The organism is Arachidicoccus ginsenosidivorans, from assembly GCF_007971385.1.
Classification (GTDB): domain Bacteria; phylum Bacteroidota; class Bacteroidia; order Chitinophagales; family Chitinophagaceae; genus Arachidicoccus; species Arachidicoccus ginsenosidivorans.
In genome coordinates, this window is sequence record NZ_CP042434.1 from 932676 (window position 1) to 954587 (window position 21912).

Annotated in this window: 20 protein-coding genes; 11 read left to right on the top strand and 9 right to left on the bottom strand. The window is 42.0% G+C overall.

Annotated features, from left to right (window positions below; translation table 11 throughout):
* The first annotated feature begins 20 nt into the window (after nucleotides 1-20).
* The 4 genes from FSB73_RS03635 (at nucleotide 21) to FSB73_RS03650 (ending at nucleotide 3766) form a co-directional block, all read left to right on the top strand.
* Nucleotides 21-863 carry an ABC transporter permease gene (locus tag FSB73_RS03635; RefSeq protein WP_146780161.1) on the top strand — a complete coding sequence of 281 codons (843 nt, stop codon included), beginning with the start codon at nucleotides 21-23 and terminating at the stop codon, nucleotides 861-863.
* A 351-nt stretch (nucleotides 864-1214) separates the two neighbouring features.
* Nucleotides 1215-1619 (top strand): ABC transporter permease, encoded by a 405-nt coding sequence (locus tag FSB73_RS03640; protein WP_146780162.1) that lies wholly within the window; start codon nucleotides 1215-1217, stop codon nucleotides 1617-1619.
* Between the two features lie 506 nt (nucleotides 1620-2125).
* Nucleotides 2126-2608, top strand: coding sequence for an Lrp/AsnC ligand binding domain-containing protein (locus FSB73_RS03645; protein WP_146780163.1), 483 nt, complete (start codon nucleotides 2126-2128; stop codon nucleotides 2606-2608).
* A 69-nt stretch (nucleotides 2609-2677) separates the two neighbouring features.
* Nucleotides 2678-3766 carry a hypothetical protein gene (locus FSB73_RS03650; protein ID WP_146780164.1) on the top strand — a complete coding sequence of 363 codons (1089 nt, stop codon included), beginning with the start codon at nucleotides 2678-2680 and terminating at the stop codon, nucleotides 3764-3766.
* 52 nt (nucleotides 3767-3818) lie between these two features.
* Here FSB73_RS03650 and FSB73_RS03655 read toward each other — a convergent pair whose 3' ends face one another.
* The 5 genes from FSB73_RS03655 to FSB73_RS03675 all read right to left on the bottom strand — a co-directional run bounded on the left by FSB73_RS03655 (nucleotide 3819) and on the right by FSB73_RS03675 (nucleotide 8920).
* Nucleotides 3819-4745 (bottom strand): hypothetical protein, encoded by a 927-nt coding sequence (locus FSB73_RS03655; RefSeq protein ID WP_146780165.1) that lies wholly within the window; start codon nucleotides 4743-4745, stop codon nucleotides 3819-3821.
* The gene (locus FSB73_RS03660) at nucleotides 4712-6259 is read right to left on the bottom strand and encodes an RNA polymerase sigma factor (protein ID WP_146780166.1); all 1548 of its coding nucleotides are present in this window, start codon (nucleotides 6257-6259) and stop codon (nucleotides 4712-4714) included. The genes FSB73_RS03655 and FSB73_RS03660 overlap by 34 nt, the downstream gene beginning before the upstream one ends.
* Nucleotides 6260-6518: 259 nt before the next feature.
* Nucleotides 6519-7277, bottom strand: a complete 759-nt coding sequence (locus FSB73_RS03665) for an SDR family NAD(P)-dependent oxidoreductase (protein WP_146780167.1) — start codon at nucleotides 7275-7277, stop codon at nucleotides 6519-6521.
* Between the two features lie 175 nt (nucleotides 7278-7452).
* Nucleotides 7453-8076 carry an NADPH-dependent F420 reductase gene (locus FSB73_RS03670; protein ID WP_146780168.1) on the bottom strand — a complete coding sequence of 208 codons (624 nt, stop codon included), beginning with the start codon at nucleotides 8074-8076 and terminating at the stop codon, nucleotides 7453-7455.
* An 88-nt stretch (nucleotides 8077-8164) separates the two neighbouring features.
* The gene (locus tag FSB73_RS03675) at nucleotides 8165-8920 is read right to left on the bottom strand and encodes an SDR family NAD(P)-dependent oxidoreductase (RefSeq protein WP_225974764.1); all 756 of its coding nucleotides are present in this window, start codon (nucleotides 8918-8920) and stop codon (nucleotides 8165-8167) included.
* Between the two features lie 124 nt (nucleotides 8921-9044).
* On the opposite strand from FSB73_RS03675, the gene FSB73_RS03680 reads away from it, so the two are divergent.
* Complete coding sequence (locus tag FSB73_RS03680; RefSeq protein WP_146780169.1) at nucleotides 9045-9389, top strand: winged helix-turn-helix transcriptional regulator; 345 nt, start codon at nucleotides 9045-9047, stop codon at nucleotides 9387-9389.
* Between the two features lie 274 nt (nucleotides 9390-9663).
* Here FSB73_RS03680 and FSB73_RS03685 read toward each other — a convergent pair whose 3' ends face one another.
* Entirely contained in the window at nucleotides 9664-10683 is a 1020-nt protein-coding gene (locus FSB73_RS03685; RefSeq protein WP_394344838.1) for a glycosyl hydrolase family 95 catalytic domain-containing protein, read from the bottom strand.
* Entirely contained in the window at nucleotides 10593-12101 is a 1509-nt protein-coding gene (locus FSB73_RS03690; protein WP_146780171.1) for a hypothetical protein, read from the bottom strand. The genes FSB73_RS03685 and FSB73_RS03690 overlap by 91 nt, the downstream gene beginning before the upstream one ends.
* Nucleotides 12102-12736: 635 nt before the next feature.
* Between FSB73_RS03690 and FSB73_RS03695 the strand changes: the two genes are divergently transcribed.
* The 4 genes from FSB73_RS03695 (at nucleotide 12737) to FSB73_RS03710 (ending at nucleotide 18132) form a co-directional block, all read left to right on the top strand.
* Complete coding sequence (locus FSB73_RS03695; RefSeq protein ID WP_146780172.1) at nucleotides 12737-12967, top strand: hypothetical protein; 231 nt, start codon at nucleotides 12737-12739, stop codon at nucleotides 12965-12967.
* Nucleotides 12964-14985, top strand: a complete 2022-nt coding sequence (locus FSB73_RS03700) for a vWA domain-containing protein (protein WP_225974765.1) — start codon at nucleotides 12964-12966, stop codon at nucleotides 14983-14985. Before FSB73_RS03695 ends, FSB73_RS03700 begins: the two co-directional genes overlap by 4 nt.
* A 284-nt stretch (nucleotides 14986-15269) precedes the next feature.
* Nucleotides 15270-17057, top strand: coding sequence for a translation elongation factor 4 (gene lepA / locus FSB73_RS03705; protein WP_146780174.1), 1788 nt, complete (start codon nucleotides 15270-15272; stop codon nucleotides 17055-17057).
* Between the two features lie 349 nt (nucleotides 17058-17406).
* Nucleotides 17407-18132 (top strand): glycoside hydrolase family 25 protein, encoded by a 726-nt coding sequence (locus FSB73_RS03710; RefSeq protein WP_146780175.1) that lies wholly within the window; start codon nucleotides 17407-17409, stop codon nucleotides 18130-18132.
* 133 nt (nucleotides 18133-18265) lie between these two features.
* Here FSB73_RS03710 and FSB73_RS03715 read toward each other — a convergent pair whose 3' ends face one another.
* Together FSB73_RS03715 and FSB73_RS03720 are read right to left on the bottom strand one after the other, a co-directional pair.
* Entirely contained in the window at nucleotides 18266-18991 is a 726-nt protein-coding gene (locus FSB73_RS03715; RefSeq protein ID WP_146788051.1) for a DUF4290 domain-containing protein, read from the bottom strand.
* A gap of 167 nt (nucleotides 18992-19158) precedes the next feature.
* On the bottom strand, nucleotides 19159-19647 hold the full coding sequence (locus FSB73_RS03720) for a YajQ family cyclic di-GMP-binding protein (protein ID WP_146780176.1): 489 nt from the start codon (nucleotides 19645-19647) through the stop codon (nucleotides 19159-19161).
* A gap of 766 nt (nucleotides 19648-20413) precedes the next feature.
* Between FSB73_RS03720 and FSB73_RS03725 the strand changes: the two genes are divergently transcribed.
* Nucleotides 20414-20953 carry a KdsC family phosphatase gene (locus tag FSB73_RS03725; RefSeq protein ID WP_146780177.1) on the top strand — a complete coding sequence of 180 codons (540 nt, stop codon included), beginning with the start codon at nucleotides 20414-20416 and terminating at the stop codon, nucleotides 20951-20953.
* Between the two features lie 15 nt (nucleotides 20954-20968).
* Nucleotides 20969-21907 (top strand): geranylgeranylglycerol-phosphate geranylgeranyltransferase, encoded by a 939-nt coding sequence (locus FSB73_RS03730; protein ID WP_146780178.1) that lies wholly within the window; start codon nucleotides 20969-20971, stop codon nucleotides 21905-21907.
* Nucleotides 21908-21912 lie beyond the last annotated feature (5 nt).

Below are 21912 nucleotides of genomic sequence, written 5' to 3' on the forward strand. Positions count from 1 at the left end.
ACTATAGTATTACGCTGGGCATGCAAAGGTTTGGTGACAGTTATTTACACGACAAATTTGAAAACGGAAAGATTTCAGGGGGCAAAATCCAGTACGTACATCTATTTAGGCTCATTGCCATTTTTATCATGGTTATAGCCAGCATAAATTTTGTCAATCTATCTACAGCCAGAGCGATGAACCGCTTTAAAGCGACTGCTGTGAGAAAAATAATCGGCGCTAGCCGGCGTGCTCTGATACTCAATTATCTGACAGAGGCCTTTATCCTTTCACTGCTGGCTGCCATTATTGCATTGATCGCTGTTGCGGCACTCCTTCCGGGATTCAATCAACTCACTGGTAGTCATAGTTATCTTCCAGTAAAAGATCCCATTTTCTGGATAAAATTAATCGTATTGGTATTCGTTACGACACTGGCGGCAGGCCTCTATCCGGCCATTATGACAACTTCCATCAAACCCATATCCTTTTTGCAGAAAACACTAACAGTGAATAAAAGCTCACTGCTATTTAGAAAAGGTTTGGTCGTTTTTCAGTTTGTCCTGGCTAATTTTCTGATTGCAGGGACGCTGATTATCTTTCAACAAATTCGCTACATTCATCATCTGGATTTAGGCTTTGACCGCAATAACCTTATTGAGTTGCCAGTAACTTCCAATATCGCCCATAAATATGAGGTATTTAAAAATAAAGCTTTGCAAATCAATGGTGTCCAGTCCATTTCAAAAATGGGTGAAAATCCGACTTCTGTGGGAAGTATGACCTTTGGAGTTGTCTGGCCAGGGAAAAATCCCAATGATAAAATATTGTTCAATAATTCAGCCATTGGCTATGATTTTGTAAAACCCTCAAACTTCATTTAAAGGCAGGCAGGGACTTTTCAAAGGCCTATCCTTCAGACACAGTCGGATACCTAATTAATGAGGCCGCTCAAAAGTAATGGGGCTGGAAAAGGCAGTTGGTCAGCCAATAAATTATTGGGGACACCAGGGAACTATCATTGGTGTGCTAAAGGATTTTCACTTTTCTTCCCTGCACGACCCCATTAAACCCATTATTTTTATTACGGTGAAGACAAGGATTGGGGAAATATCCTGATCCGGGCAGAGCCTTCTAAAACAAAGGCGGTTTTAACCGGCCTGGAAAGCATATATAAGAATCTGACGGGGGGCGCTGAATTTACTTATACCTTCTCTGATGATGATTTCAATAGGATGTACCAGAAAGAGCAGCTGTTAAGCAGATTATCAGGTTATTTTTCTTTTATCGCCATTTTTATATCCTGCTTGGGATTACTTGGATTGGTTATTTCCACGGCTAACCAGCGGACCAAGGAAATCGGAATCCGCAAAATCCTGGGGGCCAGGCTGCGTTCCATCCTTAATATCTTACTCAAGGAATTTGCAATGCTGATTATTATTGCCATTGTCATTGCAACGCCGCTTTGTTTTTATCTGATGCAAAAGTGGCTGGGCGGCTATGCGTACAGAATAAACATACAATGGTGGGTGTTTTTAATTGCAGGTTGTATTTGCGTGATCATTGCAATTGTAACAGTGGGGTACCAGACGCTTAAAGCAGCGCATGCAAACCCGGTGGACAGCCTGCGCAGCGAATAATAAATAAATTAATAAAGGAGCACCTGGCTATTATTAGCGCTCAACTGGTAGCAACTGCCCAGCCTATTGATCTGCAGAAGATGAAAACAGCCGTATAAATCAAAAAGCAGCGATTGTCATGAATTGATTCATTACGATCACTGCTTTTTATTTAAGTTTTAAAGCTTGCTGTAGGGGTAGGGATCGAACCTACACGGGGCAGTTGGCTTAAGTACAAATTCCGGTGGTCAACCCCGGTCTTCCTTTCGAAAGGCTCTATACTAAGTTTATCCTGGACTCCCCACCCTCGAGACGAGAGGGCATGTCTGCCAAAAATTTCATCACCCCACAATGTTTAAGATCTTCCGACTATTTCGGTTACTTGTTTCACCTTTTTTCGTCGTTGATAGTGCAAAGATAAGGCATGGGGCAATTCCTTTCAAATTATTCAACAAAAATTTTAAAAGTTTAGATATAATTTAAAATTGAATTAGTATATTTGAATATTAATCAAAATCAGCAATAAAATGAGCCATAAATTAAATTTAGACAAATTAGACTACCAAATTATCCAGGTCATGATGGAAAATGCAGAAATTTCCTATGCGGATCTGGGTAAAAAGCTATTTGTGTCGGGTGGCACTATTCATGTAAGGATAAAGAAGCTTTACGAATATGGTATTGTAACCGGCTCGCGCCTTAATATCAATACCAAGGCCCTGGGTTTTGATGTGATTACATTTGTGGGTATATATCTGCAAAAGAGCTCAATGTATGAAGAAGTGGCGCAGGAACTCAAAAAAATCCCTGAAATCGTCCGACTCAATTATACAACAGGCACTTATAGCATGTTCGCGGAAATCATCTGTAAGGATATACAGCAATTAAAGCATGTTTTGCATGATGAGCTCCAAAATATAAAGGGCATTGAGCGCACAGAAACCCTGATCTCTTTGGAAGAGAGTTTTAACCGCAATGTACTCGTACTAGATGAAGAAGAAATTAATTAATTAATTGATTGATTTTTAATTACTGCGGCTGGCAGCAAATAACAGCCGTTCAACGCAATATAAAAAGCTATGCAATTAAACCGTCCCCAGGCAGAAATCCTGCATAAAATGCTCTCCCATTGGGAAAGCAGTGGCCTGCTTTCTGCTGAAAAGACCCAGGAACTAAAATCCAGCTACACGGTACGCAGCTTTGACTGGAAAATGATGGCTCGGTATTGTTTTATCATTGCCATATTACTAGGCGTTGCGGGCGTCGTAGCTACTTTTGCCGACAGAGGCCTGATCCGTTTTTTCCAGTCGCTGGTGGACAGGATTTACAATGCGCCCAACTTTATTCTGGCAGTATTATGCGCTGTTATCAGCGCTGTTTTCTACTATTTTGGCGAGAAAAACAAGCAGGCACAACCCAGTCGTATATTTACCAACGAAGGTTTTATCCTGCTGGGTGCAACTTTTACCGCTTTTACAGCAGCCAACCTGGCTGCCATGGCAGGCACAGGTGATATTTACTATATCACTGTTTTTCTCATTGCTTCCCTACTCTACCTGGCCTTAAGTCTAAAATTTAAAAATGCCTTGCTCTGGCTTTTTACTTTAATTTCTTTTACAGTTTGGTTGGGTGTTGTTACCGGGGTCCTCACCCATTGGAAAGCCTATTTTCTTGGCATGAACTTTCCGGTAAGATATATACTGATTGGCCTTATCCTGATGGCTGTATTTTGGCGCACCAGGAAGTTTTCCTGGTGGAAGGGCTTCTACCCGATCAGTCATTTTTATAGTTTACTGCTGTTATTTACAGCGCTGTGGGCTAGTTCTGTTTTTGGCAACACCGCAAGCTTTGAGCGCTGGTCGGCCACTTCGCAGTGGCATTTTTGGCCCTGGGCGCTGCTTTCCACCGGTGCCGCTGTGGTTGCCACCTATCTGGGAAGCCAAAAGCATTTATTGCAGCTGCGTAGTTTTGGTATTGCCTTTTTATTTTTGAATATCTATACCAGATGTTTCGAGTATTTTTGGGATAGTGTTCCAAAAGCGATCTTTTTTATTGCGCTGGCCGTCTCCTTTTGGCTGATTGGCAGAAGAGCGGAAAAGATCTGGCACCTGGACTTAAATGAAAAGCGGGGCTTGGAAAACCAAAAACCTGATAAAGAAGGCGCATAGCCGCATAGCTAATAAATCAGAAGCTATGCGCAAAAGATATTTGCCTATTATGCTATTTAAATAAGGTAATTTCCATCTTCGCCGAATCTTTTACACCATTTACATCATCTACACGTTTACTGGTCTTTGCTTTTTCCACCTGCCAATCGGGCCAGCCAGCTGTTTTTTGAGCCGCAAACCTAAACCAGTCTTCCACCGCTTTATCGGTGCTCGTAATATGGGTAACTTTAGTGCGTTTTCCCTGTGAGGTATTTTCCAAATAAACTTGAAAATAAATACGCGCTGTATCCACATGGATAAGGCCCTGTTCTATTATCCCTTTTACAAGTTTCTTTTCTAAATATTTCTTAAGGGCATCAAATCCGTTGACAGGTGCCAGATCGCCACTAAGCCGTGTAATATGCACTTGACGTAGCGGTAGTTTTGTAGAGGATTCCAAAACGACTATGCCTGGCACTTTACCGGCTAATGAGCCGGTAAAGTTTCTATTTTGAATCGTATCCAATTTATTTTTAGGCAATTTTCCTCCTGCAATCCGATTGTCAGGTAAAAAGTCCAGTAACGCCTGTTTTTTTGTTGTGACAAGGATCACGCCGTTTTTAGCTTTTTTTCCATAAACAGGCACGCCGTCCTTTGCGTTTATGATGGTCACTTTATCGATATCCTTTGGATCTAATGAATACGATTGCCCCTCTTTCAAAAGCTTGCCATCCACGACAAACAAAGGCTGGGTTTGATAATCAGGCGTTATACTATCTGACTGTCTGCCTTTGATCATTATCCCCTTGTTTGTCATCCTTTTCATCTTCCGGTTAACACTTCTTTCAGCGGCCCCCGTTATGCGCTGTTTGCGTTGTTTACCAAAGCCAACGACTACGACCTCGCCTAGCGAACGAGTACTATCTGAAAAAATGCCTTTCTTATGTGCTTCTGCACCATGAATATTTATATCCGTTTTCCCAGCCTTACCAGCAAGCATTGGTTTGATATTGGCTGGTGGGATAATAAATCTTCTAAGGCCTTCCCTGCGGGCGCTACGGTTGCGGCTTGCCCCTTTGTGGTAGCCGCCGTATCCATTATATCTTCAGCAGGTAAGTCGTTTTCTGCGACCATTGTAGCAGCAGTCAGCATCTCTCTTTGCATTCGGGTATCCCGTTTAGCTATTACAGAAACATCAGCATTGGGCGTTATTGGATGTAAACCTTTCGGCACTTTTACTGTGTTTTTACCCATAGCTATTTTATGCTGACCAGACTTTGATTGGGTATCTGCCCGCTTCTCCTCTTTGATCTTGCTTGCCTTTGTGATCGCATCAGGCGCTGATTGCCCGTTATTTATTGCCGCAATTGAATCTGCCAATACTTTATTTATCGCACTGGCGATCTCATTTGAGGAGGCGCCAGGAAGCGATTGATTGCTTATAGCAGTATCTACCCCATTTAAGACAAATTGCTCATCAGCACTGTTACCAGAGGGGCCATGCTTACCCTGCATGCCAAAATAAAACCATGCGCCCACTAGTAATACTACGAGAATGGCAGCAACACGCCACCAGGTGCGTCCTGTAACCATCCTTGTCTTGTCCGCTTTTTGATATAAACTAGCTTCAGGGGTATGTATCGTTTCGCTATTATCAGACTCATTTGTAACCGGTTCATTTGTAAGGGATGCCGTAGAGGCGTTATTTTCCAAATCAGCTTTGATTCGCTTATCCAGTCTGGTGGCCAAACGATCCATAGCTTTGTCAATATTCCCTGTCGTAAGTGAAGGATTGGCCATCAGCCCTTCTAATGCATCTGCGAGCACTGGATCCTCCAGTGCTCGGCTTTCCAGGGCATGCATGGCTTTAGGATCCAGCTTTCCAGCCAGATAATCCTGCAAAGTTTTTATATCGTAATTTCTACTGGTCACTGACTTTTTTTCCATACAAATTTTAAGGTTCCTACGACCGTTTTGAATATAACTGCGGACTTTATCTATTGCAAAACCGGTAATTTCTGCTACTTCCTTATAGCATTTTTGCTCCAGGTAAAACAAGGACACGCAGGTTTTCTGCTGCGCCACCAGGGTATCCAGGCAACTTTCCATACTGGTTAGGATAAATTCCTTTTCTTCGGCCTCTGTCTTTGCTAAGTCTCCCACCCCGAAGTCGCCACTATTAGGATGCCACAACTTTGCTGAATGCATAAAATCCGCTTCAAGACGCAGGGTTTCACCATCAATAGCCTTTTTTTTGCGCAGTTGCATCAAACAGTGATTGCGGGCAAGGGTGCCCAACCAAGGCCTAAAATGCTCAATATCATAGCGTTTCACTTTGTCTATCAATTGCTCAAATATATCCATTACCGCATCTTCACTTGCTGGTTGCGTCTTAAGATACTTTAAACAAACGGCAAATACTAGTCCCATATATCTTTTATACAAAATAGCCAAGATCTCTAACTCACCAGACGCCTTATAGGCGGCTAGTAGCTCCTCATCCGTTTGGGACATTGAAACCTTTATATCGGATCTTGTTTGCATTTGTTACTGCAATATAATCAATAAAATTTGCCGGCGAACAAGCATTGGATCTTTAAGTACTTTCTTTAGCCTTAGTCGGCAACTGTCTCTAATGCAAAAGCCACCGATAGACCCTATCGGTGGCTTTTGCATTATCCAGAACAATGCGCTGGTATTTAATCTAAGTCCTTTTGACGGGGCTTACCCCTAGACAAAGTCACCATAAAGAAGCCACTATGGCTCAATTAATTTAAAAGCCATACATGCCTCCTGAGACAGCAAGTTGCTCTCCGGTAATCCAGGCAGCTTCATCAGAGGCCAAAAATACCGCCGCCTTTGCAATATCTTCAGGCTTTCCAAGACGCCCAAGGGGCGTATTATTGATAAACATTTGCTCATAGTCACTACCCGTTGTAACTCCTGCACTTTGCGCACCTTCCGTCCTTGTAGCACCGGGCTGTATAGAATTAATCCGGATGTTTTTAACACCCAACTCCTTGGATAAGGCAATAGTTATAGCGTCAATAGCTGCTTTGGTAGCAGAATACAAGGAGGCGGAAGATAGTGGCATTTTGCTGGCTCCTGAGCTGATATTGATTATATTGCCGCCTTTATCCCCAAACAGCTTTAGTGCCTGCTGTATGGACAGTATCGAACCCAAAACATTCACACCAAAATGCTGATGATAGCTTTCTACCGTTGCCTCTTCGATTGGCGCAAAACTTTGAAAAGCTGCATTATTGACTAAAATATCCAGCGTCCCAAATGCCACGTTGGTTTTCTGAAATAACCCGATTACATCGGCCTCTTTGGACACATCTCCCCGCACTGCAATAGCAGTACCTCCCTCATCTTTTATGGTTTTTACCACTTTTTCTGCTGCTTCTTTACTGTTTGCATAATTGACCACCACTTTTGCACCTTCCCTGGCAAATCCTATGGCGATAGCAGCACCGATTCCTTTTGACGAACCGGTTATTATGGCTACTTTATTTTCTAATTTACTCATTATTTTTGTTTTTAATATGCCTTATTGTTCTTATTACAACTTGCTGGCATACTGGCGCAGATTTATAATAATCTTCAAATAAAACAATCCCCACGCTTATTCTGGTCATTTCCCAAAAAATGACTGCAATGGCTATTTGCGCCTTACTTATTTACTTACTTACTTACTGAACTACTTAACTGAACTTTACCAAATCCTGAAAGATCAGTGGTCCCCAGGTATTGCCGCGGGCATTCACCAGCAGTCCACCTTCAGCAAGTCCTCCTAGCTGAATAGGTGCAAAGCCAAGTTTTACGGCAATCTCGGCAATCTCGGCCGCAGCATGTTGATCATCACTTGCCAAAAACACGGCTCTTTTACCGCCGTTTACAGCCGGATCGCCACCAAAGACCGCTGAAGCTAAATGGTTGAAACCTTTGACGAGTCGAGCGCCAGTGAAAGCCTTGGCCACAGCACTGGAAGAGGGTTGTTCCCCTATTTTTTCAGGGGGCACGCCGTAGGCATTGGTTACATCAACAATGATCTTTCCTTCCCAGTTGGGCAGCAATTTGGCGATCTGTTCAAATCCTTCAAAGCGAGCCGCCAAAAAGATAATATCCGCCTGAATTGCCTCCTGTAGTTTTTTGGCAATGATACTTGGTCCAATTTTCCGGGCGATGGGCGCTAAAACTTCTACTTCACGCCTGGAAGCTACTGTCACCTCTATATTTTTGCGGGCAAACACTCTAGCCAGTGCCTGGCCAAAATTGCCAAAACCGACAATTGCATAACTTTTTTCCTTATTGCTTAGATTACTCATTTTATTGTTTTTTTATTTTTTAATTTTATGATAGCTGGTCTCCAATCATAGCGGCCAGCTTATATCATTTTTTTTACGCATCTACTTATTACTTAGCCAAATAGGTCAAACCACCATCTACAAGCAGTTCCGCCCCCAACATAAAGGCAGCGTCTTCAGAGGCCAGGAAAACAGCTGCTTTGCCAATATCAGATGGTTGGCCGATTCTCCCAATGGGCATCACATCTGCCCAGTATTTTTTTACCGCTGCCAGCTGATCGGCTGGCACAAACTTGTCAAAGACAGGTGTATCGGTTGTACCTGGGGTGATGACATTGGCCCTGATCTTTCTCGCTAATAGGTCGTTAGAAAATCCTTTTGCAAAATGGATGACCGCAGCTTTGGCTGCGCCATATAAGGTAAAGGAAGGATAGGCTCTATGTGCTGCATTAGAGCCAATTAGAATAATTGAAGCGCCATCATTCATATGTGGCAATGCATGATGGACCGTAAAATAGACGCTTTTCAGGTTTAAATCCATTGTCTTGTCATAAACTTCTTCACCAATATCTGCGACAGATCCAAAAGTCACACCGCTCACCGCACCACCTGCATTGGCAACGACGATGTCTATTTTACCAAACTTTGCCTCAGTTTCTTTAAATATCCTTTCCAGATCTACCTGTTTGGTAACATCGGCATTAATGCCGATAAAATTTTCGCCAAGCATTGCCAGCGCACTATCAAGCGTATTTTGGTTTCTACCGACAATAACGCCTTTAACGCCTTCTTCTTTAAATTCCTGTGCAATACCTAAGCCGATACCACTATTTCCCCAGTGATGACCGCTACTTTGTTTTTTAATTTATTCATTTTTTTATTTTTTGATTTTTATCAAATTGGTTACACAAAGGTACCATCAATAGTTTATCTTTGTAACCATAATAGTTTATTCCGGTTACCAATAGGTAACCACAAAATTTAAAAATATGAGAGACGAAAGGTTTTGTAATTCTAATTGTCCGTTTACCAGGGCTATTGGTACGATTGGCAATAAATGGAAACCCATCATTATCAATGTAATGGGTACAAGGTCCATCCGGTTTGGTCAATTAGATGCGATTATACCGCACATTTCAAGGAAGGTATTGACCGAACAGTTAAAGGAATTGGAAGAGGATGGCCTGTTAGAGCGTTATGCCTATAAAGAAATTCCGCCAAGGGTTGAATATAGGTTGTCTGAAAAAGGCCTGGCCTTTTTACCGATTTTAGAAAGTATCAAGGAGTGGAACCTAAAATATGAGGTGAGTACCATGCCCGCTATGGAAGCATAGCAGCTATTTAAGGATTGAATAAAGAAAAGAGAACAGGTTCATAAATAAAGCTATTATTGAGGCTTCAAAGGCAGTAACCGCAATGGATTAAAACCCAGCCGCAACGCTTCCCGCCCTACTCCGTAATCCGTAATCCGTAATCCGTAAACGGCCACTTACAGGTAGCTGTACTGTGATTAGAGCGCCCCTCTACAGCTGATGTAACCTGCACAGAAAATATCCCATAATTGGCCTAAATAAATGCCAGGCATATCCATAGCTATGGATAAGGAGGCTATTTAAAATGCTTTTTGCCAAAGAAATTCAAAGCAGAATGGCTTTTGAAGGCGACAGGTCCTAAAGGAATATTCAAATCCGTTTTATCGGTATATAATAGCATCTCCTCTCCTTTTTGCATTTTTATCTGATAGGTACCTTTTGCCATATCTTTAGAAAAATTTACCAGGCCACTATTTTGTTGACTGATCAGATCTTGTTGACGGAGCCTGCCTCTAGCTGAACGCAAATGCACGTGGGCTGCCGCGTCAAACCCGGGGTTAATTGTACATATCCCATCTACTGTTGCCTTTACTTTCACCCAACGCGTTTGATGATCTTTATAGACGGCGCTGATTAAAAAAGCGCCTTCAGTTCTTAAATGATCAAAGCTGACATCAGCCCACGCACCGGGAACTGCAGGAAAAACCCGAATGATATCGTTATAGCTCTGAAGTAATAATTCTTGCACAGAAGTAGCGGCTGCCAGCGGTGTTTCAATGACCGGTCCACTTTCTGTATACATTGTATTAGGCTTGACAAATTTATGAATCAAGGTTTTTAGATAATCTAAAGCCTTGTCTCCTTCACCCATCAAGGCATAAATGGAAGCACCCCCTGTAAAGGAATAGCCTTGCAACGCACCAGGCATGCTATGCCAGTGTTGCAAGGATTTGGCGATTAATGACCTGTTAGCCGTATCTGAGCACGTCATCAGATGCAGTGGATAGATCATCAATAGATGAGAGTAATGCCGGTGTGATTTTGCAAAAGGGACGTCTCCCCCTATCCTAAGACCATTTTCATCGGTTGGATAAGGCGTTAACGATTGTAGGATTTCTTCCCATTTAGGTACTAATACATCTTTTTTGTTTAATATCTTATTAGCCTTTAAAAGCGTCTGACAGCCCCATTTAAACAAGGAAAGTGCATAATTGGCATCCCTGGTTATGCCTTTGGGATATTCGGGAGAATAGCTATAAGGCAGGTGATAATAACCGTCCGTTCCTTTTTTGGCCAGGTGCAGGTAATAATTGATATTTTTCTAAGAATAGGATAGAGTTTTGATAGTACAGTGGTATCCATGGTGTAACGATACTGTAGCCAACCATAATAGAGATTCCAGGTCAGGTCTCCCAGTTCCAGATCGCTTTCTGGGTTGGATGTATCCTTATCACTGCCCGTCAGCTTTAAAGGCGCAATCATATCAGGGCCTCCGGCCCTGCCCAGACCTGCGGAATTATACTGAAACTGCCTGGGCACATTTAAAGAGAGATTTGCTTCGTTTTTTGAGAGCGTATGCATAAGAACAGAGGAGATGCCCAGATGATTAGCGGTATATAAGGGACTATATGTCAGTTCCGTATTCAGGTTCCACCAGTTACCGGGCCAGGGGGTGCTGGCCATCCAAGGGCCCATAAGGTCAATCAGCGGCTTATTTTTTCTGGAAGCAGCCCCTAGTTTATACATCTGTATCCAATAAAAACTATTTAACACCGGATCTGGAATACTAATAAAGCTTTTGGTATAATAATGATGCCACCAAAAACTGTGCTTGCTGCGTAATCCGGTTATATCTGTTTTCATGGCAGTCTGGATATTGGCTTTTGCCTCCCTTATACTATTTGACCAGTCTTTTTGGTCATTACCAATACTGATATAATAGGTGCGGATGGTCAGGGGCTGCTTATTTTGCCGCGGTTCCTTTAATGCAAAAAAGGGGGCAGTCGTTTGCAAATCAGTCAACCACCTCGCTTCTTCAACTGATTTTGTCTGAACTTCTTTCCAGGCCGTGGTATAACCACCGCCAGCGCTTAAGGGTTGCACGCAATATGGATCATCTTTTTGAAAATGCGTAACCGGCCCTGGGTTGGCCTTGTATTTACTTTTTAGCTCGGGATGAAAAGCCAGTCTCGGACTCTGGGCTACCGCCGGATGGAAAGTCCAGCTTATTTTATTTTCGCCGGCTGATGTAGCCACCTGAAAAATAATAATGTTTTGATTCGCCTGGGTCCAGCTGCGCCAGTAAATCTGGCCTTTTTCTGTGCGCATTTCTCCTTTAGCGACTGCGTCCCAAATATCCAGCCTTGCCTTTATTTTAAGTGGCTTGCCTTGTGGCTTTAAAATAAAATAACCAATAGGTAGTCTTGCTTTACTAAATAATGGACCTAAAACAGTATCCCTGCGATGGTCTCTGACGTCCGTTCTGCCAATATCTATACGCAGTGTATTGGCATCCTTCATATAAATCGTATTACCCAGCAGGCCATTACCAGTAAAAAGGCCCGCTGTCCATTTGCTTGTCAGGGTGTCATAAATCAAATCACTGGACCTCATAAATGTTTGCCAGTTAACCTGATTGGTCATAGATTGTACGGGCAATTGTTTTACTACCTGTGCCTGGACAGCATAACAACATATAGTAACAGCTAATAAAACCGACGGTAAATAAAGCATCCTGATCCTTTTTGTTTTATTGTACATCTACTTTATGTTTTACGAATTTGGTCAAATTTAAAGGTACCGCAAATATGGGCCTCCTGGGTTGCATTATACGGGTGGCCCACCTTTTTAATCCTTTTGCCTCGCTAAATGCCTGGCTCGGCTCTTTTTATATTACCTATGCGCAAAATCTAAATCAATTGACAACACCCGTGACAACCCATTAAATTTAGAAAACATTCTATAAATCCAATTACAGGAGATTGGCAATTGCTAATGATATATTGGCAATCGGTCATTCGTCACTTTACTGAAGGAACGCTGCCAATGCCAGTTGCGTTTAAGCCAATTACCTATTAATAATCAATTAGTAATACACAACCTTACAGCGTCTTTTGTGCTTATTTAATTTTTTGAAGTCCTTTTATGTATTCTGCTTTTTTCCGGCATCCTAATTAAAAAGTAAATTAAATTAAAATTAAGCCCCGGATTAAAACAGAATCCCAACATAGCTCCCTGATCAGACCTTTGTTATATAAAACTGCAGTTTATATAAAGTAGGCATACTGACTTAAAAAGTCTTTTAGATCAAAGGCGATGCGATATACAGGGTTCTGCCCTCATTCAGTCACAACTTAAATCTTGTTCTTATGGCAACTTTTAAATATGCTTTACGCAAAAAATCCAATCAAAGTCAAATCAAAACAGCTACCACCATTTATCAGGGCACGATACCCTTTCGCTCAGGCAAAGGCCGCAACCAAAAGTACCTGATAAAAATACTGGCAAGTATCATTACTTTCATGATTGTGTCGAGTTATTTTTCAACAAATCTCTTCGCTCAGACACTAAAAGGGCAAAAAACATCAGTGGTTTGGTGACCGAAGAAAATGGGATTCCGGTGATGGGTGTAAAAATCAGCACGATTCCTTCTGACCAAAGCACTTATTCAGATGCAAAAGGTAATTTTAGCCTGACTATAACCAGCCGAACTAAAAAAATCAATTTTTTAAAGACTGGTTATGTCACAAGGACAGTAAATATTAAGACGCTTAAATTTCCGGTGCATATTCAATTAAAATCGCTGAGTGCCAGTGATTCAGCTATGGTGGCTAGCGGACTAGGCTTAGAGGACGTAGTTGTTGTTGGCTATGGCAATCATTCTCGTGAACAAATAATAGGTAGTGCAATGGCCACAGCCCCAAAGATGAGGACCATCAAAGGGAGACGTTTAAATAACCTGAAGGAGCAATTAACGGGTCTTGCCGGACCCAGCCGCGGTGTAATCATTCAAAATAATGGTTATTTTGAGCCGAGTACAGAATCCTATGCCCATGAAAAGGAAAATGGATTTAAAGCAACTGCCAGTGCGCCATTTTCCACTTTTTCTGTTGATGTAGATAAAGCGAGTTATAGTAATGTGCGTCGCTTTATTCGTGATGGCCATCTGCCACCAACAGACGCGGTTCGCATAGAAGAATTGATCAATTATTTTGACTACCACTACGGGAACCCTCAAAATAGTGCTCCAATCAATATCAAGACAGAACTTAGCAGCGCCCCCTGGAATCCGGCACATTATTTATTGCAGATCGGACTGCAAACTAAAAAAGTATCCGCGGACGATCTGCCCCCCAGCAACCTGGTATTCTTAATTGACGTGTCTGGCTCGATGGCCTCCAGTAACAAACTTCCCTTACTCGTGTCGTCTTTTAAAATGCTGACAGACCAACTCAGAGATCAGGATTATGTCAGTATTGTCACCTATGCCGGTATGGCAACAGATGTTTTAAAACCGACCAATGGCAGCCACAAAAAGGCCATAAAGGCTGCCTTAGACCAGCTCGTTGCATCAGGATCTACCAACGGTGCCGGCGGACTGGAAAAGGCCTACGTCATGGCCGAAAAACATTTTAGAAAAAATGGCAACAATCGAATAATACTGGCCTCGGATGGTGACTTTAATGTTGGTGCCCGTAGCTTAAGTGATTTAGAAAATTTGATTACAGAGAAAAGGAAATCAGGTATCTATCTTTCTGTCCTGGGTTTTGGTATGGGTAATTATAAGGATGATAAAATGGAGCTGCTGGCCGATAAAGGCAATGGCAATTATGCCTATATTGACAACAGTAGCGAAGCGCGCCGTATTCTATTAAAGGAATTTGGCGGCACGCTTTTTACGGCAGCGAGGGATGTGAAAGTCCAGGTTCAGTTTAATCCAGCGCTGGTCAAAGCATACCGTCTGGTGGGTTATGAAAACCGCGCATTGGCCGATGAGGATTTTAACCGGGACACGGTGGACGCAGCAGAAATGGGCAATGGCAGTACCGTAACCGCCTTGTATGAAATCATTCCACAAGGTGTTAAAGACGAATTTACGCCCAAAATAGATACCCTACGCTACGTATTTAGTCAGCTCCCCAAAACAGGAGGTGGCCTCCATAAGGAACTTGGTCTGGTTAGTATCCGTTATAAAGATCCCAAGAGCATTAAAAGCAAACTGCTCAGTCACATAGTAGCTGATAATAGAACTGCATTTAACAATACTTCTGCAGATTTTCAGCTGGCTGCAGCCGCCGCCAGCTGGGGCATGCTGCTAAAAAACAGTCCTTATAAGCAAAAAGCCAGCTATGATCTGGTGGCGGGTCTGCTCAAACAACCTTTAGCAGCGGATAAAACCAGTCAGGTAGGTGAGCTTCTGGACCTGGTCCAGACCAGTCAGGCACTCAAAGGCAATGAAGTCAACGAAAATGCGACCGGGACTCGTCCGCCCATTTTCAGACCCAGACCCAGACCCTATCCACATCCACTTCCTCACCCTAAAACGCCGTTAAAGCGCAAAAAACCTATGGTGATGAAAATCCTGCCAGTGAATGGTTCGCGCAGTATAAATTACTAAAAAGCAGACAGCGCGCTGGCAGAACCGGTAACCATTACCAAAAACGGTACTGGATCCGCTCTTCATGCTGCTGATTAATGCTTTTATTAATTACACATTGATAATCACTACATTTAGCTCAATTATAGTCAGCTAATTGTAGTGATTTGTCTTTACTTTCCCCATTATCATGGCCTATCCGCCATAATTAAGCAGCGATTACAAGAAAATGCATCCTAACTTATCCGTTGATTTAAACAAATAAGCTCGAAAATTCAAAGAACCCTTGTTATCTTTGCCGCCAGATGAAGCAAATAAGAAATTTCTGCATTATTGCACATATTGACCATGGTAAAAGTACCCTGGCAGACAGGTTATTAGAACATACTAAAACGGTTGGTGAACGGGAAATGACCAATCAGGTGCTCGATGATATGGATCTGGAAAGGGAAAAAGGCATTACCATTAAGAGTAAGGCCATTCAGATGGAATATACCATGAGCGGTAACGCCTATATTTTCAATCTGATTGATACGCCAGGTCATGTGGACTTTAGCTATGAAGTCAGCCGGGCACTCGCGGCCTGCGAAGGTGCACTGTTATTGGTAGATGCCACTCAGGGCATCCAGGCACAGACCATTAGCAATTTATATTTAGCCATTGATAATGATCTGGAAATCATACCGGTAATTAATAAGATTGATATGGATGGGGCGATGATCCCTGAAGTAAAAGATCAGATCGTAGATTTGATCGGCTGCAAGGAAGAAGATATTTTATTAGCCAGTGGTAAAACAGGCATCGGTATTGAAGAGATTCTGGAAGCCATTGTGCGGCGGATCCCTGCGCCTACAGGCGACATCCAAGCGCCTCTGCAGGCGCTGATCTTTGACAGTGTGTTTAATAGCTTTAGAGGTATTATTGCCTACTACCGTATATTCAACGGCACCATCAAAAAAGGCGATAAGATCAAATTCATCAATACCGGACAGACTTATTTTGCCGATGAAGTGGGCAATTTAGGCATTGGCCTCCACCCAACAAAAGATGTAAAGGCAGGGGATGTAGGCTATATTATTACCGGCATTAAAAATGCCAAGGAGGTAAAAGTAGGGGATACGATTACCCTTACCGAAAATCCCGGCGTTTCTATCAAGGGCTTTGAGGAAGTAAAACCCATGGTTTTCGCGGGTATATTTCCGGTGGTAACCGAAGACTTTGAAGAGTTACGGGACTGTATGGATAAACTGCAGTTAAATGACGCCTCCCTGACTTATGAGCTGGAAACCTCTCAAGCCTTGGGCTTTGGTTTTAGATGCGGCTTCCTGGGGCTACTGCATATGGAAATTATTCAGGAGCGGCTGGAAAGAGAATTTAACCAGACAGTGATTACTACGGTGCCCAACGTAAGCTTTGTCGCATATACCACCAGTGGCCAAAAAATCATCGTAAATAATCCGGGCCAGATGCCGGAAACTACCAAACTGGACAGAATAGAAGAGCCTTTTATTCGGGCACAGATCATCACTCATTCTGACTATACCGGTAATATTATGACCCTTTGTCTGAGTAAGCGGGGCACCTTGACCAATCAGACCTATCTGACACAAACCAGGGTGGAGCTTACTTTTGAAATGCCGCTGACAGAAATCGTATTCGATTTTTATGACAAACTAAAAAGTCAGACCAGAGGGTACGCTTCTTTTGACTATACGCCGCTGGATTACAGAGCCAGCGATATTGTCAAAATGGATATCCTGCTCAACCAGGAAAAGGTAGATGCCTTAAGTGCACTGATCCACCGCAGCAGATCGCAGGATTTTGGCCGTAAACTTTGTGAAAAATTAAAAGAACTCCTGCCAAGGCAACAATTCCAGATTGCCATTCAGGCAGCTGTCGGTGCTAAAATCATCGCCCGAGAAAATATCAGTGCGATGCGTAAGGATGTAACTGCCAAATGTTATGGCGGGGATATCTCCAGAAAACGTAAACTACTGGAAAAACAAAAAGAAGGTAAGAAAAGAATGCGCCAGATCGGTAATGTAGAAGTACCACAGGAAGCCTTCCTGGCGGTATTAAAACTGGATGATTGATCTAATTTTCTTTCGTTTCTATTAAGGATAATTTTAAAAAAGGCAGGTTTTCTACTAAAGAAAGCCTGCCTTTTTGATGAGTAACCATGTACGATATTTACCGGGATTCATCGCCAATGCTACCTTTGAGCGCGCGTCATAATATCTTTTCCACTTATGGCAAAAGCTACTGAATTTACAACGCCTAAGCTTACCTTTGCCTCCTGATGGCCACACAGAAAAAACAAACAAGGCAGAAAAGCAAAAAAGGCAACAAGACACAAAGCAACAAGACACAAGGAAAATCAAATATAGCTATACGGCTCATGGGTAAACATTTTGGAAGATCCTGGGCCTGGTGACTTTGGGTATGCTCCTATTCTCTATTGCCCTGTATATCTATAATGCCCGTCACCATAAAGATGCCTATTTTGCCCATTACAAGGAATTTGGCATTGATTTGCCTGAGAACTTTCAGATCCATGGCATCGATGTCAGCCATCATCAGGGTAAGATTAACTGGCCCATGGTAAAATCCATGGAATCCCAGCAAGTCAAAATTGGCTTTGTTTTTATTAAAGCTACTGAAGGGTATAGTCTGGTAGACAAGAGTTTTACAGACAACTGGTTTCAGGCGGGGCTTGCAGGCATTCCAAGAGGCGCCTATCACTTTTTCATTGCCGGCAAAAGCGGGGCTTTGCAGGCTGGCAATTTTATCCGTCATGTGCCCAAAGAACAGGGCACACTACCGCCAGTCATTGATATAGAACAACGATATGGTGTAGCGCCTGCCCTATTTAGAAAAGAGTTGCAAATCATGTTAGATACACTGGAGCATTATTACAAGCAGCGGCCTATAATTTATACCTATGCCAGTTTTTATAATGATTATTTAGCGGGGCATTTTGATGATTATCCCCTATGGGTAGCCCATTATTTTGAGCTAAAAAGCCCCAGAATCCACCGGGATTGGTTATTTTGGCAACACAGTGAAAAAGGCCACGTTTATGGTATTAAAAGGTTGGTAGATTTTAATGTATTTGATGGAGACAGCAGTGATTTTAAAAAGCTGGTGCAGCCTTTGGCAGAAAATTAGCTAAGACAATAAGCCCTTATACTTGTACCACCCTACCACTACTATTTTCGCCTGTGGTTTTTACAATTTCTTAAATGGCCAACTAAAAAAAGCAGTAGTGATTACTACTGCTTTTTTATTATGTTTTATACCCCTAATAACGTTTTTTGTAACCGTTGTTACCCCGATTATTATTATTGTTATTCCGGTTATTATTATTACGATTGTTATTATTACGGTTCATATTACCGCCCCGATTGTTATTGTTGTTATTATTTCTGGGAGTATAATTTCTTCTGGCACCCGTATTAATCTGGGAAAAACTAGGTTTAAAGTCTTCCAGTTCTTTGCGTATATATGGCGCATTGGTAAAAGTCAGCTGGCCATGGCTTAAGACATCCAGCTCGGTTTGCAACACCTGATCAGAAACAGTCTCTTTGTGCCAATTATTATAAGAAAGTTTCATATAATAAGCGACCGCATTGGCAAGTCCCTGTCTTTTTTCTTCATTTTCTTCTGCCAGTGCTTTTTCTACGACCACTTCAATATTCTTACCCAGGTGTCTTTTCCTTGGATACCGCTTAGGATAAGGCAATGGATCCGGTTTTACTTTGTAATTTTCACGCGTAGGAATCGGATAGGGACTGTCTACCTCCAGTTTAAAATCACTCATGTAATAGAGGTGATCCCATAGTTTATGCCTAAAATCCTCTACATTTTTCAGATGTGGGTTTAAAAAGCCCATCAACTCTATCAAAATGCCGGCTTGTTGCTGTCTTTCTTCTTTATTTTCAATGGTAAGTAGATAATCTACCATTTTTTGGATGTGCCGGCCGTATTCTTTCATGACAAGGCCGGTACGTGCAGTATTATATTCCATAAAATTATTGAATTGCAAAAATAAACTATTTTAATGACAAAATGCAGTTAACATCGAGGCTTGATGCGGGCTTTCACCAGCACCAGAAAATAAAGCCGCTACATGCTAAACGCTCAATTTCTGTTGGATTCTAAGTATTGTCTATGGTCCATTCGTGATTGAAGGCGCTACTTCATATTTATAAATGTAAGGGGCAATTTTATATCGGAGGTTTTAAGTGCCTGGATCACGGATTGTAGGTCATCGATTTTCTTTCCTGTTACTCTAACCACATCATCCATAATCTGGGCCTGGACTTTAAGCCCGGCATCTTTGATAAATTTTACAATTTTCTTAGCATCTGCCTGCTCCAATCCGTTTTGTACGGGGACTTCTTTTTTGATCACCTTGCCGCTGGGATAAGCATCTTTATCGAAATTAAAGGCAGATGGATCGATGCCCTGTTTCATAGAGCGACTGATCAACACATCAATCAACTGTTTCATTTTCATTTCTGATTCAACTTCCAGGTGAACGACAAATGCTTTTTTGTCTAAAGTCACCTCTACAGGTGAACCTCTGAAGTCAAAACGATTGATGATTTCCTTTTTAACGGTATTTACTGCATTATCCAGGGTCTGCAAATCGACCTTGCAGGCAATATCAAATGAAGGCATAATTCTAATCTATATTTAACAAGTGAATTTCGTTATATTAGGATAGCTTATAATCTGGCTGCGCTGTGCACAGAATCTGACTGGTCCTGCTACCTAAATTTATTTTCTAATTTATTACATTTTTAAATGTTCATCCTTTGACATTCATCCTTTGACATCTATCCATTTTCGTGCATCCTTTACAATGCTGACAAATCCCCGTTAGGCGCTGCCCTCCTTTATGCAGTCTTCTGTCCTAACTGCGAATTCATTGAATGTTAAATCTCCTATATTTAATACCCTATAAAAGGGAGGCAACTTTCAATATTACAACATACTGATTTATCATTTGCGAACCTCCATGTGTAATGGCTTATTTGCAACAAACAATAGTATGCTATTTATATTCCAAAATTGCGCCAAATTATTTTCCTTGCCGCTCAATTTAATCAAGTATTAATCAAGTAACATTTTATAACGGCCTTTTTTCAGTTTTTAGCTGCTACGGATTACTGCCTTTGCGATAACCATTATGCAATTTTGCGTTTGCCAATAATTGATTTTCTTCTGTTGGTCTGAACGATTTTGGACGTCTTTATACGCCCTGCAATATCAGCTTTTTTAAGGAAAAGTCCTAAAAACGTTGCTATTTCTATACAAAATTGGGAAATCAATTGTAAATCAGCTGGCTGACTGAGTACAAAAATAAGAATTTATTGAAACATAACATCCCTTTTGCCTTTTTAATTTTACATTTGTCTTGTCAGACCACGAAAAATCCCAGAAGATGAATTCACTCGAACTTTTTAAGCAGGTAAAGGCATTTGTATTTGATATTGATGGCGTTATGACAGATAATTCTGTTGTATTACTGCCCGATTTCAATATTGACGGCAAAATTGTAATGGCCAGGACCATGAGCGTAAGGGATGGCTATGCGATCCAGCTGGCTGTAAAACTGGGCTATCCTGTGGCTGTCATTTCCGGAGGTAAAGATACCGGTGCCGGCAAACGACTTCATGGTCTGGGCGTAAAGCATGTTTTTATGGACGTTAAAGATAAAGTGGCTTGTTTTGAAGCCTTTATCAAGGATTATAATCTGGATCCTGCAAGTGTTCTGTTTATGGGAGATGATATTCCGGATTATCAGTTAATGCTGGTGGCAGGAATCAAAACCTGTCCGGCGGATGCCTGTAATGAAATCAAAGCCCTCGCCGCATATCTGTCTCCCATTAAAGGAGGCCATGGATGTGTCAGGGATGTAATCGAAAAAACCCTGAAACTGCAAAACAATTGGCCATTAACCACCGATATCCAAGCGAAGTAGAAAACCTAAATTGGCATGTTAAAAGGGATAAATGCTTTTATCAGACTGATACGCTGGCCTAACCTGGTCTTTATCTTTCTAACACAGGTGCTTTTTGAGTTCACCGTCATTGTGCCGGCTTTTCATGAAGCAGGTAAAATGCCCAACCTGTCGGGTGGCTATATCTATCTACTGGCATTATCCTCTGTGTTGATTGCCGCAGGCGGCAATATTATCAATGATTATTTTGATATCAATATAGATCTGGTCAATAAGCCCGGTAAGGTCATTATAAGTAAATATATTCATCGACACTGGGCCATTTTATGGCATATTCTGCTGAGTCTTGCGGGCGTCTTACTGGGGCTATTCATTGAATTTAGGACACATGCCTATTTATTGGGCCTAACCAATCTGGCATGTGTTGTTTTGCTATTTATTTACTCTATCGTACTTAAACGAAAGCCGCTCTCCGGCAATATTGTCATTGCCCTGCTTACCGCCTGGACGGTACTTGTAGTCACTTTCTCGGAAAGCAATGTACTATTTGCCGAAGGGTCGGCTCTGCCTCTTTCTAAAATCACCCGGCTTACCTTTCTTTATGCAGGCTTTGCTTTTATCCTGGCACTGGTCAGAGAAGTCATTAAAGATATGGAGGATGTTAATGGGGACAGCCGCTACGGCTGCCGCACCTTCCCCATCCTATTCGGCCTGAATGCAGCCAGAATCTTTGTAGCCGTCTGGCTGGTAGTACTGCTGGCCCTACTGGCCATTATGACCATTTATATTTTACAATTTGGCTGGTGGTTGAGTGCGCTGTATTGCATCCTGCTATTAATTCTGCCTGCTATTAAACTATTTAAAAATTTATTTAAATCAAGGGACGGAAAGGACTTTCATGCAATGAGCAGCCTGGTTAAATGGATTATGCTGGCTGGGATTTTAACCATGCTATTTTTGGTGCTGCATATTTAAGCCAT

Bases quoted from the DNA above. Each gene is read 5' to 3' on its own strand.
- FSB73_RS03635 (WP_146780161.1), top strand. From the start codon at position 21: ATGCAAAGGTTTGGTGACAGTTATTTACACGACAAATTTGAAAACGGA.
- FSB73_RS03640 (WP_146780162.1), top strand. From the start codon at position 1,215: ATGTACCAGAAAGAGCAGCTGTTAAGCAGATTATCAGGTTATTTTTCT.
- FSB73_RS03645 (WP_146780163.1), top strand. From the start codon at position 2,126: ATGAGCCATAAATTAAATTTAGACAAATTAGACTACCAAATTATCCAG.
- FSB73_RS03650 (WP_146780164.1), top strand. From the start codon at position 2,678: ATGCAATTAAACCGTCCCCAGGCAGAAATCCTGCATAAAATGCTCTCC.
- FSB73_RS03655 (WP_146780165.1), bottom strand. From the start codon at position 4,745: ATGCTTGCTGGTAAGGCTGGGAAAACGGATATAAATATTCATGGTGCA.
- FSB73_RS03660 (WP_146780166.1), bottom strand. From the start codon at position 6,259: ATGTCCCAAACGGATGAGGAGCTACTAGCCGCCTATAAGGCGTCTGGT.
- FSB73_RS03665 (WP_146780167.1), bottom strand. From the start codon at position 7,277: ATGAGTAAATTAGAAAATAAAGTAGCCATAATAACCGGTTCGTCAAAA.
- FSB73_RS03670 (WP_146780168.1), bottom strand. From the start codon at position 8,076: ATGAGTAATCTAAGCAATAAGGAAAAAAGTTATGCAATTGTCGGTTTT.
- FSB73_RS03680 (WP_146780169.1), top strand. From the start codon at position 9,045: ATGAGAGACGAAAGGTTTTGTAATTCTAATTGTCCGTTTACCAGGGCT.
- FSB73_RS03690 (WP_146780171.1), bottom strand. From the start codon at position 12,101: ATGCTTTATTTACCGTCGGTTTTATTAGCTGTTACTATATGTTGTTAT.
- FSB73_RS03695 (WP_146780172.1), top strand. From the start codon at position 12,737: ATGGCAACTTTTAAATATGCTTTACGCAAAAAATCCAATCAAAGTCAA.
- lepA (WP_146780174.1), top strand. From the start codon at position 15,270: ATGAAGCAAATAAGAAATTTCTGCATTATTGCACATATTGACCATGGT.
- FSB73_RS03710 (WP_146780175.1), top strand. From the start codon at position 17,407: ATGCTCCTATTCTCTATTGCCCTGTATATCTATAATGCCCGTCACCAT.
- FSB73_RS03715 (WP_146788051.1), bottom strand. From the start codon at position 18,991: ATGGAATATAATACTGCACGTACCGGCCTTGTCATGAAAGAATACGGC.
- FSB73_RS03720 (WP_146780176.1), bottom strand. From the start codon at position 19,647: ATGCCTTCATTTGATATTGCCTGCAAGGTCGATTTGCAGACCCTGGAT.
- FSB73_RS03725 (WP_146780177.1), top strand. From the start codon at position 20,414: ATGAATTCACTCGAACTTTTTAAGCAGGTAAAGGCATTTGTATTTGAT.
- FSB73_RS03730 (WP_146780178.1), top strand. From the start codon at position 20,969: ATGTTAAAAGGGATAAATGCTTTTATCAGACTGATACGCTGGCCTAAC.